Genomic DNA, 16,736 nt, shown 5'->3' on the forward strand with positions numbered 1-16,736 from the left:
GATCGGACGGGGCTCGATGCCCCGTCCGATCCGCTCCCGGGCGGGCCGCGCAAGGCGGCGCGCAACCGGTCCGTTTGCCGATCGTGCAGACGGGCCAAGCCCCGGGCACCGTGACGGTGCCGATTGTGCAGACGGGGGGTGCACAGGGGGTGCACAGGGGGTGCATCGGCATTTGCGCACCGTCAGACATGCGCCGCTTCCATTCCGTGCGCTCCTCCGAGCATCAGCCCGATCCGTTCCAGCGTCAGATCGGCGGTCGGCACGGGATCCGACAGGCGGCCTTCGTTCAAGGCGGCGAACCGGTCCGAGACTTCCAGCAACTCGTCGAGATCCTGACTGATGATCAGGACGCCCGCCCCTCCGGCGGCCAGGTCCACGAGTGCTTGCCGGATCGCTGCCGCCGCCGCGGCGTCGACCCCCCATGTCGGCTGATTGACGACCAGAACCTTCGGATTCTGCAGGACTTCCCGCCCGATCACGAACTTCTGGAGATTGCCACCCGAGAGGCTCCGCGCTGCCGCCTCCGGTCCCGGCGTGCGTACGTCGAAGGCGGCGATCACCTCATCGGCAAAGCCTTTCGCCCGCGCCCAATCGACGAAGCCCCGGCGCAGCATCCCCTTGCGCTGTGCCCCGGTCAGAGCCGCGTTCCGGGTCAGGCTCATGTTCGGAACCGCGGCATGGCCCAGCCGCTCTTCCGGCCCGGTCAATAGCCCTGCCCGCCGCCGCCTCGCGGGTCCGGATCTTGAAATGTCTTTCCCTTCCAAGAGGATAGACCCGACCGGTGCCAGCCTCTCGCCGGCCAGTGCGGACAAAAGCTCGTCCTGCCCGTTCCCGGCGACGCCGCCCACGCCCAGCACTTCGCCCGCGCGAAGCCGCAATCCGACGTTCTTCAGCGCCGTCCCGAATTGCCCCGGTGCGGGCAGCGACAGGCCCGCCACTTCCAGCACGACATCCCCGGCTTTGTGCGTCCGCACCTTGGGGGCGGCGAGCTTGGTCCCCACCATCCGCTCCGCCAATTCGGCCGCGCTGGTCTCTCGCGGGTCGCATTCGCCGACGACACGGCCCCCCCGCAGGATCGTGGCGGCATCGCAAAGCACGCGGATTTCCTCAAGCTTGTGAGAGATATAGAGGATCGACGTCCCTTCTCCGGCCAGCTTGCGCAGGGTTTCGAACAGGATGGCGACTTCCTGCGGCGTCAGCACGCTGGTCGGCTCGTCCATGATCAGCAGCCGGGGGTCCTGCAACAGGCAGCGCACGATCTCTACCCGTTGCCGTTCGCCCGCGGAAAGGTCCCCCACCCGCGCCGAGGGGTCGAGCGGCAGGCCATAAGTCTCTGACACTTCGCGGATCCGACGCGACAGATCCCGCATCCGCGGCGGATCCTCCATCCCCAAACCCACATTCTCGGCCACGGACAGTGCCTCGAACAGGCTGAAATGCTGAAACACCATGGCCACGCCCGCGGCGCGGGCCGCCTTGGGGTCGGACGGAGCGTAGGATGCGCCGTCCAGCTTCATCGTGCCCGCGTCCGGCTTGACCAGTCCGTAGATGACCTTGACCAGAGTGGACTTTCCAGCCCCGTTTTCGCCTAGCAAGGCGTGGATGCCGCCGGTCCGAACGGCGAAGCTGACGCCGTCATTCGCCACCACGCCGGGGTAGCGTTTCGTCAGTCCGTCGATCCGGAGGAGGTCGGTCAAAGGCGATTCCCTAAAACCCGCCTTTGCGGTGCTGCGCAGAGAGTAACGCGGCCGCGACGCCGACCGCAATGGCTTGGGGATGCTTGCCCAGGGCCGGATCGCCGATCGGGCAAGTGATCCGCGTAACGGCGGACGCCTCGTGCCCCAACGCGGCGAGACGGGATCGGAAGCGGGCCCACTTGGTCTCGGACCCGATCAATCCGCATTCCGCGAAGCCGTGCGACAGCGCGGCGTGGCAGAGCGCGAGGTCGATCTCGTGACTGTGGGTCAGGATCAGATGGCGCGCCTCCATCGGCGCGCGGGGCATCAGGCGGGGCGGGTCGGCGGCGACCAGTTGCGTCACCGAGGCTGGAATTTCCGGAAACCGGTCCGGCGCGATGTCGACCCAGGTCAGCGCCAGATCCGGCAGCGGTGAGAGGACGTCCACCAGCGCCCGTCCCACATGACCCGCCCCCCAGATCCAGAGCGGCGCGCCCGGCCGAACAGCGGCCTCGCGCATCCACCCGTCCTGCAGGCCGGTCCACTCGCCGGACGGGGCAGGGCGGTCTCCCTCGACCCGCCGGATCCAGGGATCGCCCGGCATCGCCTCGACCCGCTCGACGACCAGCGTAACGGACCCGCCGCAACATTGGCCGAGCGCGGGACCCAGCGGCATACGCATGACACGCGGAGCGCCACCCGAGAGGACCTCGCGCGCGATCCGCGTCGCCTCCCATTCCAGAGCCCCGCCCCCGATCGTCCCATGCTGGCCGGACGGTCCGACCCACATCTCGGTGCCCGCCCCACGCGGGGCCGACCCGCGCGCCTCGGCCACCACGACACGGGCGACCGGGCCGTGTTCCAGCGCGGCGGCCAGGGCCGCGGCGTCGAAGCTCATCGGCGGAGCGTCCGCCACAGTCGCTCCGCCGTCGCGGGCGCGTCCAGCGCGGGATAGTCGTCCCGACAGGCAGTCACCGCGTCCGACAGCGCGAGGAACGTGCTTATCCCGTGCATGAAAGGCGGCTCGCCCACGGCCTTTGAACGATAGATCGTCTCCTCCCGGTTCGCGCCTTCCCAGAGGTGGACCCGGAAGTCCGGGGGCGCATCCGAGGCGCAGGGGATCTTGTAGGTGCTGGGCGCATGTGTCCGCAGGCGGCCCGCGCCGTCCCAGACGAGTTCCTCCATCGTCAGCCAGCCCATGCCCTGCACGTACCCGCCCTCGATCTGTCCGATATCCAGTGCCGGGTTCAGAGAAGCACCGGCATCGTGGAGGATGTCCGTGCGCAACACCCGGTTCTCGCCAGTTCGGGTGTCGAGGATCACTTCAGAGCAAGAGGCGCCGTAGGCGAAGTAATAGAATGGCCGTCCCCGTCCCGCCTGGCGGTCCCAGCTGATTTCGGGGGTGGCGTAGAACCCGGTCGACGACAGGGAAACGCGCGCTGCGTAGACCTTCGCGGCCGCCTCTTCGAACCCGTATTCGGCGCCCGCGACCTTGACCCGATCGTCCGCGAAGACGACCGTCGCGGCGTCGGTCTGATGCTCGGCCGCCAGGAACTTGGCCATCCGGTCGCGGATCGTGTCGCAGGCCTTCGCCACGGCCATTCCGTTCAGGTCCGCCCCGGAAGAGGCCGCCGTGGCCGAAGTGTTGGGCACTTTCCCCGTATCTGTCGCCGTGATCCGCACGCGCGCCGGGTCGCACCCAAAGCGTGCCGCAGCCACGGCCGACACTTTCGAGTGCAGCCCTTGCCCCATCTCCGTGCCGCCATGGTTCAGATGGATCGACCCGTCGGCATAGACATGGACCAGCGCCCCGGCCTGATTCAGGTGGGTCAGCGTGAACGAGATGCCGAACTTCACGGGCGTCAGGGCGAGGCCGCGCTTCAGGTGCGGGTTCGCGGCGTTCCATGCCGCCACCGCCTCGCGGCGAGAGGCATAGTCGCATGTCTCTGCCAATCTGTCCGTCATCGCGCCCAGGCAGAAATCCGTCACGCGCTGACCGTAATGCGTCTCGCCCGCGTTCCCGGTCTCGCGGCCGGCATCCGGGTAATAGTTCAGGCGCCGCACCTCGAGCGGGTCCCGTCCGACGGCGTGGGCGACATGGTCGAGCACCCGTTCGATCCCGACCATTCCCTGCGGTCCGCCGAAGCCGCGAAAGGCGGTGGCGGATTGCGTGTTGGTGCGCAGCCGCCAGGAGGTGATCTCCATCGCGGGAATGTCGTAGGCATTGTCGGCGTGCAGCATGGCGCGGTCGGCCACCGGCAGCGACAGGTCCTGGGACCAGCCGCAGCGGACCCAGTGACGGAAGCGGACGGCATGGATCCGGCCCGCATCGTCGAAGCCGACCTCGTAGCCGATACGGAAGTCATGGCGCTTGCCGGTCACGACGAAATCGTCGTCGCGGTCGTAGCGCATCCGGCAGGCGCGACCCGTCAGGCGCGCGGCGACGGCACAGGCGATGGCCAACGCATTGCCCTGGCTTTCCTTTCCGCCGAACCCGCCGCCCATTCGGCGCACTTCGGACCGGACGGCATGCATCGGGACGCCCAGTGCGTCGGCCACCTTGTGCTGGATCTCGGTCGGGTGCTGGGTCGAGGTGACGACGTGCATCTCCCCGTCCTCGCCCGGCAGGGCCAGGGCGGCCTGACCTTCGAGGTAGAAATGTTCCTGGCCCCCGATCTCAAGCGTGCCATCCATCCGCCGGGGCGCCCTCGCGAGCGCGGCGTCCAAATCGCCCTTGCCCCAGACCCTCGGACCGCCGTCGAACCAGGCCTCGGCGTCCAACGCCTGTTCGATCGTCAGGATCGGGTCGGCCTCGGTGACGGTCGCCTCGTGGAGGCGCGCCGCGCGCCGCGCCGCCAGGTGACTGTCCGCAACCACGATATAGAGCGGCTGGCCCGCATAGTGGATCGTCCCGTCACAGAGCAGCGGCTCGTCATGCAGCGAGGGCGAGCAATCGGGCATGGGGTTCAGGTCGTCCGGCCCGATCACCGCGATGACGCCGGGTGCGGCGCGGACGGCGTCGAGGTTCAGCGCGTCGAGCGTCCCGGCGGCATGCTCCGACAGGCCGAAGGCGAGATGCAGGCATCCCGCCGGTGCCGGTACGTCATCCGTGTAGCGCGCCGCCCCGGTGACATGGAGGCGCGCGCTCTCATGGGGCAGGGGCTTCGCGACGGTCATGGCGCGACCTCCAGCAGCCCGGGCACCCCCTGCAACTCTTGAAAGGCGCGCAGGAGCATCCCTTCGCAGGCCATCAGCCGATACTCGGCAGAGGCACGCATGTCGCTGAGCGGCTCGAAATCCTCGGCGAAGGATTTCGACGCGGCCTCGAACGTCGCCTCTTGGAAGGGGCGTCCCTCGAGGGCCGCCTCGACGGCCGCGGCTCGCTTGGGCACACCCGCCATGCCGCCGAACGCGATGCGGACACCGCGCAGGATCCCGTCCTCGACCGGCAGGTTTAAGGCGCCGCAAACGGCCGAGATATCCTGATCGAACCGCTTGGACAGCTTCTGGACCGAAAGCGTGTCCGGCTGGCGCGGGATCGTGATCCGCTCGACGAACTCGCCCGGACGGCGATCCTGCCTGCCGTAGTCGAGGAAGAAGTCTTCCAGGGGCATGGACCGCCTCTCGTCGCCCCGCCTCAGATGCAGCTTGGCCCCAAGGGCGATGAGCGGCGGCGGGCTGTCCCCGATGGGCGAGCCGTTGGCGATGTGGCCGCCGATCGTCGCGGCCGAGCGCACCTGCACGCTGCCGTAACGCCGCAAGAGCTCCGCGAAGGCGGGGAAATGATCCGCGACCGCGTGGCGCAAAGTCTCCATGTCGGTCATCGCGCCGACCTCGATGGTGTCGGCGGTGATCGTGACTCCACGCAGATCATCGCACCGGTCGAGAAAGATGACCGGTCCCAGGTCCCGGAACTGCTTGGTCACCCAGAGCCCCACATCGGTCGCCCCGGCGATCAGGGTGGCGTCGGGCGTTTCGAGATAGGCCTGTGCCACCGCGTCGGCGGAGGCGGGAGCGAGAGGGCCAGCCCTCTCGCGCTCTCCCGGGATATTTCCGGCAGGATGAGGGAGTGTATCGTTCATGTGATCGGGCACCGGCATGTCGGCACACGCTTCGGCCGCGCGCAGGATCGGTGCGTAGCCCGTGCACCGGCAGAGATTGCCCGCGATTTGGTCGGCATGGTCGCGGGCGCCGTTGAGATGCGCGCAGGCCATCGTGGTGACGAAACCGGGTGTGCAGAACCCGCACTGGCTGCCGTGATGGTCGATCATCGCCTGCTGGACCGGGTGAAGCGTTCCGTCCGGGGCGGCGATGCCCTCGACCGTCCGGACGGCCTTGCCGTCGAGTTGCGGCAGGAACAGGATGCACGCGTTCAGCGGCTTGGCCCCGCGCGCATCGGTCACGATGACCGAGCAGGCGCCGCAATCCCCTTCGTTGCAGCCTTCCTTGGTGCCGGTGAGGCCGCGGGCGCGCAGCCAGTCGAGCAGTGTCTCGGTCGGGTCGTCGACCGGAATCGTCATGTCTTCGCCATTGAGGCGGAACGTGATCTCCATGAGAGGCATCGGCCGCGATACCGTGTGGCGCCGGGGCCCCCCTCGATGCGGCGTAGAGGGGGCGGCGGACCGGCGCAGTCTTCGCAACCTTGGCCCGAATGGCAAGGCGGGCGTGGCGTCGCAGTCGAAGCGCCTGTGCCACCCGATAAATGGCTGTGGAAAACCGAGCGATGGCCTGGGGTCGCGCCTTCCGCCCCCGGCCTGCGGGGGCTAGATGTCGTGCCATGGCCGCCCCCCGATTCATACACCTGCGCCTTCATACGGAATATTCGCTTCTGGAAGGCGCGGTTCGCCTGAAGAAGCTACCGGACCTTGTGGCGGGCGCCGACATGCCCGCCGTCGCCGTCACCGAGACCAACAACATGTTCTCGGCGCTGGAGGCGGCGACTGCGCTGGCAGGCCGGGGGATCCAGCCGATCATGGGCTGTCAGGTCGATCTGATGCACGACGCCGCCGATCCGGGGCAGCGCCCGCGCCGCCCCGCGCCCATCGTCCTTCTGGCGCAGAACGAGGCGGGCTACGAGAATCTGATGAAGCTCAACTCCTGCCTCTATCTCGCGCGACCCGAGATGGAGCCGCAGGTGACCTTCGACGAGTTGGAACGTCACGGGGATGGTCTGATCTGCCTGACGGGCGGGCCCGACGGCGCCGTGGGGCGGCTGGTGGCGCAGGGGCAGGAGGACAAGGCCGCGAACGTGCTGGGCCGCCTGCACGGAGTCTACGGCGACCGGCTCTACATCGAGCTTCAGCGCCACGCCGAGGCAGTGCCGACCGAGCGTTTCCATGTCGAGCAGGCCTATGCGCGAGGCCTGCCGCTGGTCGCCACGAACGATGTCTATTTCGACAAGGCGCAGATGCACGAGGCGCATGATGCGCTGCTCTGCATCGCAGAGGGCGCCTATGTCGACCAGCAGGCGCCGCGCCGGCGTCTGACGCCCGAGCATCGCTTCAAGACGACGGCCGAGATGGCGACGCTGTTCGCCGATCTGCCCGAGGCGCTTGAGAATACGGTCGAGATCGCCCGGCGCTGTGCCTTCAAGGCCTATGGCCGCGACCCGATCCTGCCGAAATTCGCCGATGACGAGGTGGCCGAACTGCGCAGGCAGGCAAAGGAGGGGCTGGAGGCCCGCCTCGCCGTCATACCCCATGCCGCTCCGGTCGAGGACTACGAGAAGCGGCTCGACTACGAGCTTGGCATCATCGAGGGCATGGGCTTCCCCGGCTACTTCCTGATCGTCGCGGACTTCATCAAGTGGGCCAAGGAGCACGATATTCCCGTCGGCCCCGGTCGCGGTTCGGGCGCGGGCAGCCTCGTGGCCTATGCGCTGACGATCACCGATCTCGATCCGCTGCGATATGCGCTCCTGTTCGAGCGGTTCCTGAACCCCGAGCGGGTGTCGATGCCCGACTTCGACATCGACTTCTGCATGGATCGCCGGGAAGAGGTGATCCAGTACGTCCAGGAAAAGTACGGCCGCGACCGGGTGGGGCAGATAATCACCTTCGGCGCGCTCTTGTCCAAGGCGGCCGTGCGGGACGTGGGGCGCGTGCTGGGTATGCCCTACATGCAATGCGACCAGCTCTCGAAGATGATCCCGGTCGAGGGGGTGAAGCCTGTCTCGATCACCAAGGCGCTGGCCGACGAGCCGCGCCTGCGCGAGGCCGCCGCCGAGTCCGAGCAGGACCGCCGCGAGGGACGCACGAACCCGGTCAAGCGCCTGCTGGATTACGCCGAGAAGCTGGAGGGGCTGCTGCGGAACGCCTCGACCCATGCGGCGGGCGTGGTGATCGGGGACCGGCCGCTGGACGAGCTGGTGCCGCTCTACAAGGATCCGCGCTCGGATATGCCGGCGACCCAGTTCAACATGAAATGGGTCGAGAAGGCGGGTCTCGTGAAGTTCGACTTCCTGGGGCTCAAGACGCTGACGCAGGTGCAGAACGCCGTCGAGCTGATCCGGATGCAGGGCCGCGAGATCCATCTCGCCGCCGACGGGCGCGAGATCTACAGGCCGCAACCCGGCACCGAGAACGATATCAACGCCATCCCGCTGGACGATCCGGGGGCGTACGAGGTCTATTCCGCCGCCCGCACGGTCGCTGTGTTCCAGGTGGAATCCACTGGCATGATGGACGCGCTGCGGCGCATGAAGCCGACCTGCATCGAGGACATCGTGGCGCTCGTGGCGCTCTACCGCCCCGGCCCGATGGAGAACATCCCGAAGTATTGCGAGGTCAAGAACGGGCTCAGCGCGCGCGACAAGCTGCACCCGTCCATCGACCACATCCTGGACGAGACGCAGGGCATCATCGTCTATCAGGAACAGGTAATGCAGATTGCCCAGGAGATGGCGGGGTACTCCCTGGGCGGCGCCGACCTGCTGCGCCGCGCCATGGGCAAGAAGATCCAGGCCGAAATGGACGCGCAGAAGCCAATCTTCCTGGAAGGCGCAGCCAGGAATGGCGTCGACAAGGCCAAGGCGGACGAGGTCTGGCGCCTGCTCGACAAGTTTGCGAATTACGGCTTCAACAAATCCCACGCGGCAGCCTACGCCGTCGTCAGCTACCAGACGGCCTGGCTCAAGGCGAACCACCCGGTCGAGTTCATGGCCGGGATCATGAATTCCGACATCCACCTGACGGACAAGCTGGCGATCTACGCCGAAGAGGTCCGCAAGGCACAGGATCGTGGCGGCCTGGGTCTGGAGATCGTGCCGCCCTGCGTAAACCGGTCGGAGGCGCGGTTCACCGTGCGCGACGGCAAACTGGTCTACGCCCTCGGCGCCCTCAAGAACGTGGGCGTCGAAGCGATGCAACTGGTCGTCGAGGGGCGGGCCGAGACGCCGTTCACGACGCTGTTCGACCTGGCGCGGCGGGTGGATCTCAAGCGTGTGGGCAAGCGCCCGCTCGAAATGCTGGCCCGCGCGGGGGCCTTCGACGAGCTGGACGACAACCGGGCGCGCGTGCTCGACGGGCTGGACGCGCTGGTCGGCTATTCGGCGGCGATCCACGAGCAGCGCAACTCGAACCAGATGGGCCTCTTCGGCGAGGCGGGCGAAGACCTCCGAGAGCCGCGGCTGCCGCATCGTGAGGCATGGCTGCCGGCAGAGCGTCTGGCCGAGGAATTCACCGCGATCGGCTTCTACCTTTCGGGTCACCCGCTGGACGATTACATGCCCGGCCTGCGTCGCAAGGACGTACGCACGCTGGCCGAATTGCAGGAATTGACCCGGAAGGGTCCGGCCGTCGCCAAGCTGGCCGGGATCGTGTCGGCCCGACAGGAACGCAAGTCGGCACGGGGCAACCGGTTCGCCTTCCTCGCGGCGTCCGATCCGTCGGGGGCCTACGAGGCGATGGTCTTCTCGGACACGCTGGACGCCCACCGGCACAACCTGGAGCCCGGGGCCAAGGTCGTCCTTCAGGTCGAGGCGACGCAGGAGGCGGATCAGTTGAAGCTGCTCTGTCGCGGTGTGACGCCGATGGACGATGCCGTCGCGGATGGACCGGGCGCCGGTCTGCGGATCTTCCTCGAAGGGTCCGATGCTCTGCCCGCGCTGACGGGCCTTCTTGATCGCCTGAAGGCCGAGGGCGGTCCGAGAGGCCGCGGCCCGATGCATCTGTGCCTTCTGGACGACGACTTGCCGGGCGAGGTGGAACTGGAGCTTCCGGGCATGTGGCCGGTCAATCCGCAGGTGAAGGGGGCGCTGCGCTCGCTTCCCGGCATCGCGACCGTCGAAGAGGTCTGATCCGGCGGAATGGCTGCATCCCGGCCCGTTCGGCAGAAGGGGTATTCCAGAACGCAAAGGGGCGACCCGAAGGCCGCCCCCTTTCGGTCCCGAAGGGCCGGTCAGTTCATTTCGAAGAACTTGAACTTCGGATCGTCTTCCGGGCTCACCTCGATGCCGACCTTTTCGGCCATGCCCCAGTTCAGGACCTGGTGGTGGATCGGAAGGTACAGCGTCTCGGACTGGATCGTGTCCCAGATCTCGGCGATGGTCGCGTTGCGCGCATCCAGATCCGTCTCGGAGGCGAGGCTGACGATCTTGGCGTCCAGATCCGTGTTGGAATAGCCCGTCGCGTTCCACGATCCGCGCTCGTCGCCCTTCGTGTGGGTGAGGAAGTTGAAGATGTACTCCGAGTCGTAGGTCGGAACGCCCCAGCCCAGCATGTAGAAGTCGGTCGTCCCGTTCTGGATCAGCGGGAAATGCTGCGCCTTGGGCTGCGCGTTCAGGTTCACGTTCACACCGATCTGGCCCAGCATGCCCACCGCTGCCTGGCAGATCGCCTCGTCGTTGACGTAACGGTCGTTCGGGCAGTCGAGCTGGATCGAGAAGCCGTCGCCGTAGCCGGCTTCCTCCATAAGGGCCTGAGCTGCGGCCATGTCGCCTTCGGGGATCTGGTCCAGCGCTTCGGTCCAGCCGTTCACGAAGGGCGGCATGATGATGCCGGCGGGCACCGACTGATCGCGCATCACGACCTGACGGATCGCGTCGCGGTTCAGCGCCATGTTCATTGCCTGACGCACGCGGACGTCGGCCAGCGGGTTGGCGCCCTCGACGTCGTCACGTTCGATATCGTCCGCGCCGACATTCATCCCGAAGAAGATCGTCCGGTTCTGCGGCGCGGTCTTGACGACCAGCCCCTCGGTCTCGGCCACGCGACCCAGATCCTGAACCGGCACATCCTGGATGAAATCGACTTCGTTGGACAGAAGCGCGGCGACGCGGGTGGCGGCGTTCTGGATCGGGGTGTACTCGATCCGGGTCACCTCCATCGGGAACTGGTCCATGCCCCAGTAATTCGGGTTCTGCTCCAATACCGTGCGCACGTCGGGTTCGCGAGAGACCAGCGTGAAGGGACCGGTCCCGTTGGCGTTCGTCGCCGCGAAGGTCGTCTCGCCATTGGCGATGTCCTGCACGGCGGTCACGCCGTTCGCCTCGGTCCAGCCCTTGTCCATCATGAACAGGTTGGTGAAGTTGTTCGGCAGGATCGGGTTCGGACCGTCGGTCACGAACTCGACCGTGTAGTCGTCCACCGCGCGGATCTCGGTGATCGAAGTCAGCAGCTCCTTCATGGCGCTCGTCTCGGACTTCGCGCGTTCGAAGCTGAAGACGACGTCTTCGGCGGTGAAATCCGCGCCGTCGTGGAAGGTGACGCCTTCGCGAAGGTTGAAGACCCAGACATTCGGGTCGTCTTCCCTGGGGGCCCAGTCGGTGGCAAGCGCCGCCTGGAACGCGCCCGTCATGTCGCGGATGATCAGCGGCTCGTAGATCTGATGGGCGAGCGTGTGGGTCGGCCCTTCGTTCTGGGCGTGGGGGTCCAGCGTCAGGCTGTCGCCCGCGCGGGCCCATCGCAGCGTCTCGGCATTCGCGCCCATCGCCGTGGTGGCGAGCAGCGTCGTGGCCAGAATCGTTCTTTTCATCGTTTTCTCCCGTTGGTTGGACTTTTCGTCCTGCGCGGGAGGATGCAGGCCACCGCGTCGGGGTGCAAGCGGTCGCGGGCTCGTCGGATCAGCGGCGGTCGGGCAGCATCGCCTGGCCCACCAGCGTCAAGAGCGCCGCCTCGGGGATGTCGTGGTCCTTCAGCTTGCCGTCGATCGACAGGAAGCTGTGTCCATGCACGAAGCACCAGAGCGCGTAGGCCCGCAACCGCGCTTCGTCCGAGGTCGGGTCTATTCCCAAATGATCCGCCACGACCCGCTCGACCAGCGCGTTCGCCAGATCGCCCTGGTGGGTGAGTTCGGCATCGTCCGCGTGATCCTCGCTGAGACCGAACATGAGCCTGAACGTCCCCGGCTCCGCGCGGGCGAAATCGATGTAGCTCTGTCCCAGCGCCGCGATCCGCTCTGTCGTTCCGGGCGGGTGGGCATCGGCTGCCTGCTTCATCGCTTCGTAGAGACGTTCCATCGCGAGCAGGGCGACACCCCGCAACATATCGCCCCGGTCGCTGAAATGCTTGTAGGGCGCCGCCGTGCTGACGCCGGCGATCCGGCACGCCTCCGCAATCGAGAAGCCATCGGCGCCGTCGCGTTCGATCAGCGTCCGGATCGCCTCAAGCAAAGCGCCTTTCAGGTCGCCGTGATGATATTTTTTCTGCCCTTTTTTCAGGGCTTTCTCTGTCGTTTCCAAACTCGAACCTCAATAACTCGTTTGACTAAGTTAGTGACGCATACATATGTCAGCAACACTAACTTCCCTCTGTCGAGGACGTTTCAATGACCGAGCATGTTGCTGCCCCTGCAAAGCGACGCCCGCTTCTGCGGCGCCTTCTGACACTCTCGTTCACGACCCTTATCGTCGTCGGCGCCTTCGCGGGCGGGACGGTTCTCTACGGCGCGTTGGCGACCCGCGCGTCCATCTCGGACGCTCCTCCCCCGGCGCCTCCCCTACCGGTCACTTCAGCTACGATCCAGATGCAGGACGGCTACGAGGTTTCCCGCCGCTTTGCCGGACAGATCGAAGCGGATCAGGAAACGTCGCTGGGTTTCGAAGAAAGCGGGACGCTGGAATGGATCGGCCCCCGAGAGGGCGAAGTGGTCGAACGCGGCGAGATACTCGCCCGTCTGGACACGCGTCTGCTGGAAGCGGAGCGGGATCGTCTCCAATCCGCGCGCACGGCGCTTGCGGCGCAGGTGGACCTGGCCGAACGAACGAATACGCGCCAGGCCGAGTTGCGGGAACGCGGTTTCGCCACCGATCAGCGGGTCGACGATACGTCTCTGGGCCTGACCCAGTTGCAGGCTCGTCTGGCCGAGGCGGATGCAGGCCTTACGGCGATCGACGTCAGGCTGTCCAAGGCCGAACTCCGCGCGCCCTATTCCGGGACGATCGGCACGCGGCTGCTGGATGCGGGCGCGGTCGTGTCGCCCGGCGGTCCCGTCCTGACATTGCTCGAAGGGGGGCCATCCAGGTTCCGCGTTGGTGTCGATCCCCGTCTCGCATCCGTCCTCCCCCTCGGTGAGACGGCCGTGATCGACACCGATGCGGGACGCGTGACCGCGAAACTGACGCAGATCGCACCGGACCTCGATCCGGCGACGCGGACCAGGACGCTGTGGTTCGAGGTGGAGGAGGGCGCCCTTCCGGCAAGGACCACTGGCGAACTGACCTTGACGCAGACGCTGGACGGCCGCGGCGCATGGATGCCGCTGTCGGCGCTGCGCCAAGGGCCGCGCGGAAGCTGGCAGATCGTGACCGTGGTCGACGGAGCGGCCGGGCCGGTCGCCGGGATCGAAGCGGTCGAGATCATCGCGCAGGCCGACGGCCGGGCTTTCGTTCGCGGCACCTTCGACGATGGCACCCGCTATCTGACCGAGGGTGTCCACCGCATCGTGACCGGCGAGCGGCTCAGCCTCGGAGAGGGGGCATGAGCGCCGCAAACTGGACCTGGCGCGAACCGCGTGCGGTCGCGCTGGCCCTTCTGGTGATCGTCGCGGCGGGCGTTTCGGCGCTGCTTACGATCGGCCGCCAAGAAGACCCGACGATCACGAACCTCTTCGCGACGATCACCACGCCCTATCCCGGCGCGGAGCCTGCGCGGGTCGAGGCCCTGGTCACAGCCGAGATCGAGGAGGAATTGCGCGGTCTGGCCGAAGTGGACGTGATAACGTCGACGTCGTCCACGGGCGTATCCATCGTCGCGGTCGAACTGCTGGAAACGCTGGAAGAAGAGCGGATCGAGCAGGTCTGGTCGGAAATGCGCGACGCGTTGGCTGACGCGCAGCTTCGCTTTCCCGCAGGCGCGCTTGCGCCCGAACTGAATACCGACGGGGTCGGGGCCTACGCGGCAATCATCTCCCTGTCGGCGGTGGGCGACGATGTCCCGGTCACGCTGACGGCCCGGTACGGAGAGGCGCTGGCCGACATCCTGCGTAACGTGCCCGGAACCAAGGTGGTCGATGTCTTCGGCTATCCCGAGGAAGAGATCACCGTGACGCTCGACGCCGCGCGCGCGGCCGGTCTGGGACTGACCGCCGATGTCGTGTCGCAGGCCATCGCTCAGGCGGATGCCAAGGTTCGCGCCGGTCAGGTGACTGGCGCGGGTGACGATCTGGTGGTCGAGGTCTCGGGCGAGATCGGGGCGCTGGACCGCGTGCGCGAGATCGCCTTGCGTGAAGGCGCGAACGGCGCCGTCCTGCGCGTCGGCGACATCGCCGAGATCACCCGCGGTCCGCGCCAGCCCGTCGCCGAGGCCGCATTCCAGAATGGACGGCCGGCGATCCTGGTCGCCGCGACGCTGGAAGACGGCCTTCAGGTGGATGCCTGGGCGGGCATGGTGCGCGAGGATCTTGCCGCCTTCCGGACCGACCTGCCGGGCGGCATCGCGGCAGATCTGATCTTCGATCAATCCACCTACACCGCCGATCGTCTGGCGGAGGTCGGGACCAACATGGCGATCGGCGTGGCGCTGGTCGTGGGGGTCCTGCTTCTGACCCTCGGATTGCGCGCCGCGCTGATCGTCGCGACCGTCCTGCCCGTCGTCTCGCTGGCTTCGCTCGGAACGATGAACGCGATCGGGCTGCCCATCCATCAGATGTCGGTGACGGGCCTGATCGTCGCGTTGGGCCTGCTGGTCGATGCGGGGATCGTCATGACCGACGAGATCGGCAGGGGGATCCGGTCGGGAATGGCCCGCGGCGAGGCCGTGGCGGGCGCGACGCGCAGGCTGGCGATGCCGCTCTTCGCCTCCACGGCGACGACGGCGCTGTCGTTCACGCCGATGATCCTGCTGCCCGGTCCCGCGGGGGACTTCGTCGGGTCGATCGCACTGGCCGTCGTCATCATGCTCTGCTGGTCGTTCCTCGTCGCGGTCACGATCACGCCGGCGCTGGCGGGCTGGATCATGCCGGACAAGAAAGGCCGCGGCTTCGCCAACGGCATTCCGTCCGGTTTTGTGGGGCGCCTCTTCCGCCGCTCGCTGGTCTTGGCCGTCCGGAATCCGATCCGCTCGATGGCGCTGGCCACAGTGCTGCCGGTTGTGGGCTTCCTGTCGCTGCCGCTACTGACGGCGCAATTCTTCCCCGGCGTGGATCGCGACCAGTTCCATATCGAGGTCGACCTCGCTCCGGGCAGCGGCATCGTCCGGACCGAAGCTGCCGTGCGCGAACTGGATGCGGCCCTGCGCGCGGAACCCGGGATCGAAAGCGTGACCTGGGTTCTCGGCCGCTCCGCTCCGGCTTTCTACTATAACATTCCAGGCGGGCGCGACGCCGCGTCACGCTATGCGCAGGCGCTGATCCGCACCGCGTCTCCCGAGGCGACGGAGGCGATGCTGCCCCGGTTGCAGCGCGATCTGCCGCGTGTTGCGCCAGAGGCGCAGATCCTTGTCCGGGGTCTGGTCCAGGGGCCGCCTGTCACCGCGCCCGTCGAGTTGCGCATCGTCGGTGCCGACCTCGCCGTCCTGCGCGAGCAGGGAGAGACGCTGCGCCGGATCGTCGCCGAACAGGATGCCGTGACCCTTTCGCGTGCCACCCTGGCCGGAGGTGCCGCCAAGGTCGCCGTCGAGGTGGATGAGGGCCGTGCGCGCCTCCTGGGCCTCGATCCCGGCGGCGTCGCACGCCAACTCGAAGCCGCCCTGACCGGTCTGACCGGCGGCAGCCTGATCGAAGGATCCGAAGAGTTGCCCGTCCGGGTGCGTCTGGGCGACGACCGCCGCGCCGACCCGTCCGCGATCCGGGACCTTCCGCTCGTGCCGCCCGCCGGACAAGCCCGCGCGGCCGAGGGTGCCTTTGCCGCGATCCCGCTGTCCGCCGTAGCGGAGATCGCGGTCGTTCCGGGCGAAAGCGTCATCACCCGCCGCAACGGAGAGCGGGTGAACACCGTCCAGGGCTTCATCCAGCGTGGAGTGCTTCCGTCGGAGGCCTTTGCCCAGGTGGAAGCGGCAATGGAGGCCGAGGGTTTCGCCCTGCCGCCCGGCTACCGCTTGCAGGTCGGCGGCGACAGCGATGCGCGCGCTTCGACGTTGAACAACCTCCTCGCCCCGCTCGGCCTGATCGTCACGCTGTCCATCGCCGTGGTCGTCCTGACCTTCCGGTCGTTCCGGCTGGCGGGGATCGCGCTGGTCGTGTCGGGCTTCTCGGCGGGGCTGTCGATGCTCGCGCTCGCGATCTTCGACTACCCGTTCGGGATCAACGCGATCATCGGCCTGATCGGATCCATCGGGGTTTCGATCAACGCCGCGTTGATCATCATGACGGCCCTGCAAGAGGATGCCGACGCCGCTGCCGGGGACCCCGATGCCATGGCCGAAGTCGTCATGACGTCATCGCGCCACATCGTATCGACCACGGTGACGACGGTCGGGGGGTTCCTGCCTCTCATCCTGGCGGGTGGGGCGTTCTGGCCGCCCTTCGCCATGGCGGTGGCCGGGGGCGTGGCGCTGTCGACCATTGTCAGCTTCTACTTCACGCCGCCCGCCTTCCGGCTGGTTTACCGCAAGCCGAAACCCGCATCCGGAGATGTCGGGGACCGGCCCGACATGCCCGTCCCCCTGCGCGTGGCGGCCGAGTAGG

9 protein-coding genes are annotated in these 16,736 nt (G+C 67.5%); 3 read left to right on the plus strand and 6 right to left on the minus strand.

The features are described from left to right. Positions 1-182: 182 nt before the first annotated feature. Genes jaqu_RS01775 through xdhA form a run of 4 tightly spaced genes read right to left on the minus strand, consistent with a single transcriptional unit; the run spans position 183 to position 6,229 of the window. The gene (locus jaqu_RS01775) at positions 183-1,697 is read right to left on the minus strand and encodes an ABC transporter ATP-binding protein (RefSeq protein ID WP_043917226.1); all 1,515 of its coding nucleotides are present in this window, start codon (positions 1,695-1,697) and stop codon (positions 183-185) included. A gap of 10 nt (positions 1,698-1,707) precedes the next feature. Further along, a complete protein-coding gene (xdhC, locus tag jaqu_RS01780) occupies positions 1,708-2,574 on the minus strand; it encodes a xanthine dehydrogenase accessory protein XdhC (RefSeq protein ID WP_043917253.1) in 867 nt (288 codons plus the stop codon). Beyond that, positions 2,571-4,853: a xanthine dehydrogenase molybdopterin binding subunit gene (gene xdhB, locus jaqu_RS01785; protein WP_043917227.1), complete on the minus strand. Its 2,283-nt coding sequence runs from the start codon at positions 4,851-4,853 to the stop codon at positions 2,571-2,573. The genes xdhC and xdhB overlap by 4 nt, the downstream gene beginning before the upstream one ends. Beyond that, positions 4,850-6,229: a xanthine dehydrogenase small subunit gene (gene xdhA / locus jaqu_RS01790; protein WP_043917228.1), complete on the minus strand. Its 1,380-nt coding sequence runs from the start codon at positions 6,227-6,229 to the stop codon at positions 4,850-4,852. The genes xdhB and xdhA overlap by 4 nt, the downstream gene beginning before the upstream one ends. 224 nt (positions 6,230-6,453) lie before the next feature. Here xdhA and dnaE point away from each other — a divergent pair, with 224 nt between their 5' ends. Beyond that, entirely contained in the window at positions 6,454-9,972 is a 3,519-nt protein-coding gene (gene dnaE / locus jaqu_RS01795) for a DNA polymerase III subunit alpha (protein WP_043917229.1), read from the plus strand. 101 nt (positions 9,973-10,073) lie between these two features. Here the strand turns inward: dnaE and jaqu_RS01800 are convergent, their stop codons facing one another. Both jaqu_RS01800 and jaqu_RS01805 read right to left on the minus strand, forming a co-directional pair. Then, the gene (locus jaqu_RS01800) at positions 10,074-11,648 is read right to left on the minus strand and encodes an ABC transporter substrate-binding protein (protein ID WP_043917230.1); all 1,575 of its coding nucleotides are present in this window, start codon (positions 11,646-11,648) and stop codon (positions 10,074-10,076) included. A gap of 88 nt (positions 11,649-11,736) precedes the next feature. After that, a complete protein-coding gene (locus jaqu_RS01805) occupies positions 11,737-12,354 on the minus strand; it encodes a TetR/AcrR family transcriptional regulator (protein ID WP_043917231.1) in 618 nt (205 codons plus the stop codon). 86 nt (positions 12,355-12,440) lie between these two features. On the opposite strand from jaqu_RS01805, the gene jaqu_RS01810 reads away from it, so the two are divergent. Together jaqu_RS01810 and jaqu_RS01815 are read left to right on the plus strand one after the other, a co-directional pair. After that, a complete protein-coding gene (locus tag jaqu_RS01810) occupies positions 12,441-13,595 on the plus strand; it encodes an efflux RND transporter periplasmic adaptor subunit (protein WP_043917232.1) in 1,155 nt (384 codons plus the stop codon). Next, the gene (locus tag jaqu_RS01815) at positions 13,592-16,735 is read left to right on the plus strand and encodes an efflux RND transporter permease subunit (RefSeq protein ID WP_043917233.1); all 3,144 of its coding nucleotides are present in this window, start codon (positions 13,592-13,594) and stop codon (positions 16,733-16,735) included. Before jaqu_RS01810 ends, jaqu_RS01815 begins: the two co-directional genes overlap by 4 nt. The last annotated feature ends 1 nt before the right edge of the window (position 16,736 follow it).

Source organism: Jannaschia aquimarina (assembly GCF_000877395.1).
GTDB classification, from domain to species: Bacteria; Pseudomonadota; Alphaproteobacteria; order Rhodobacterales; family Rhodobacteraceae; genus Jannaschia; species Jannaschia aquimarina.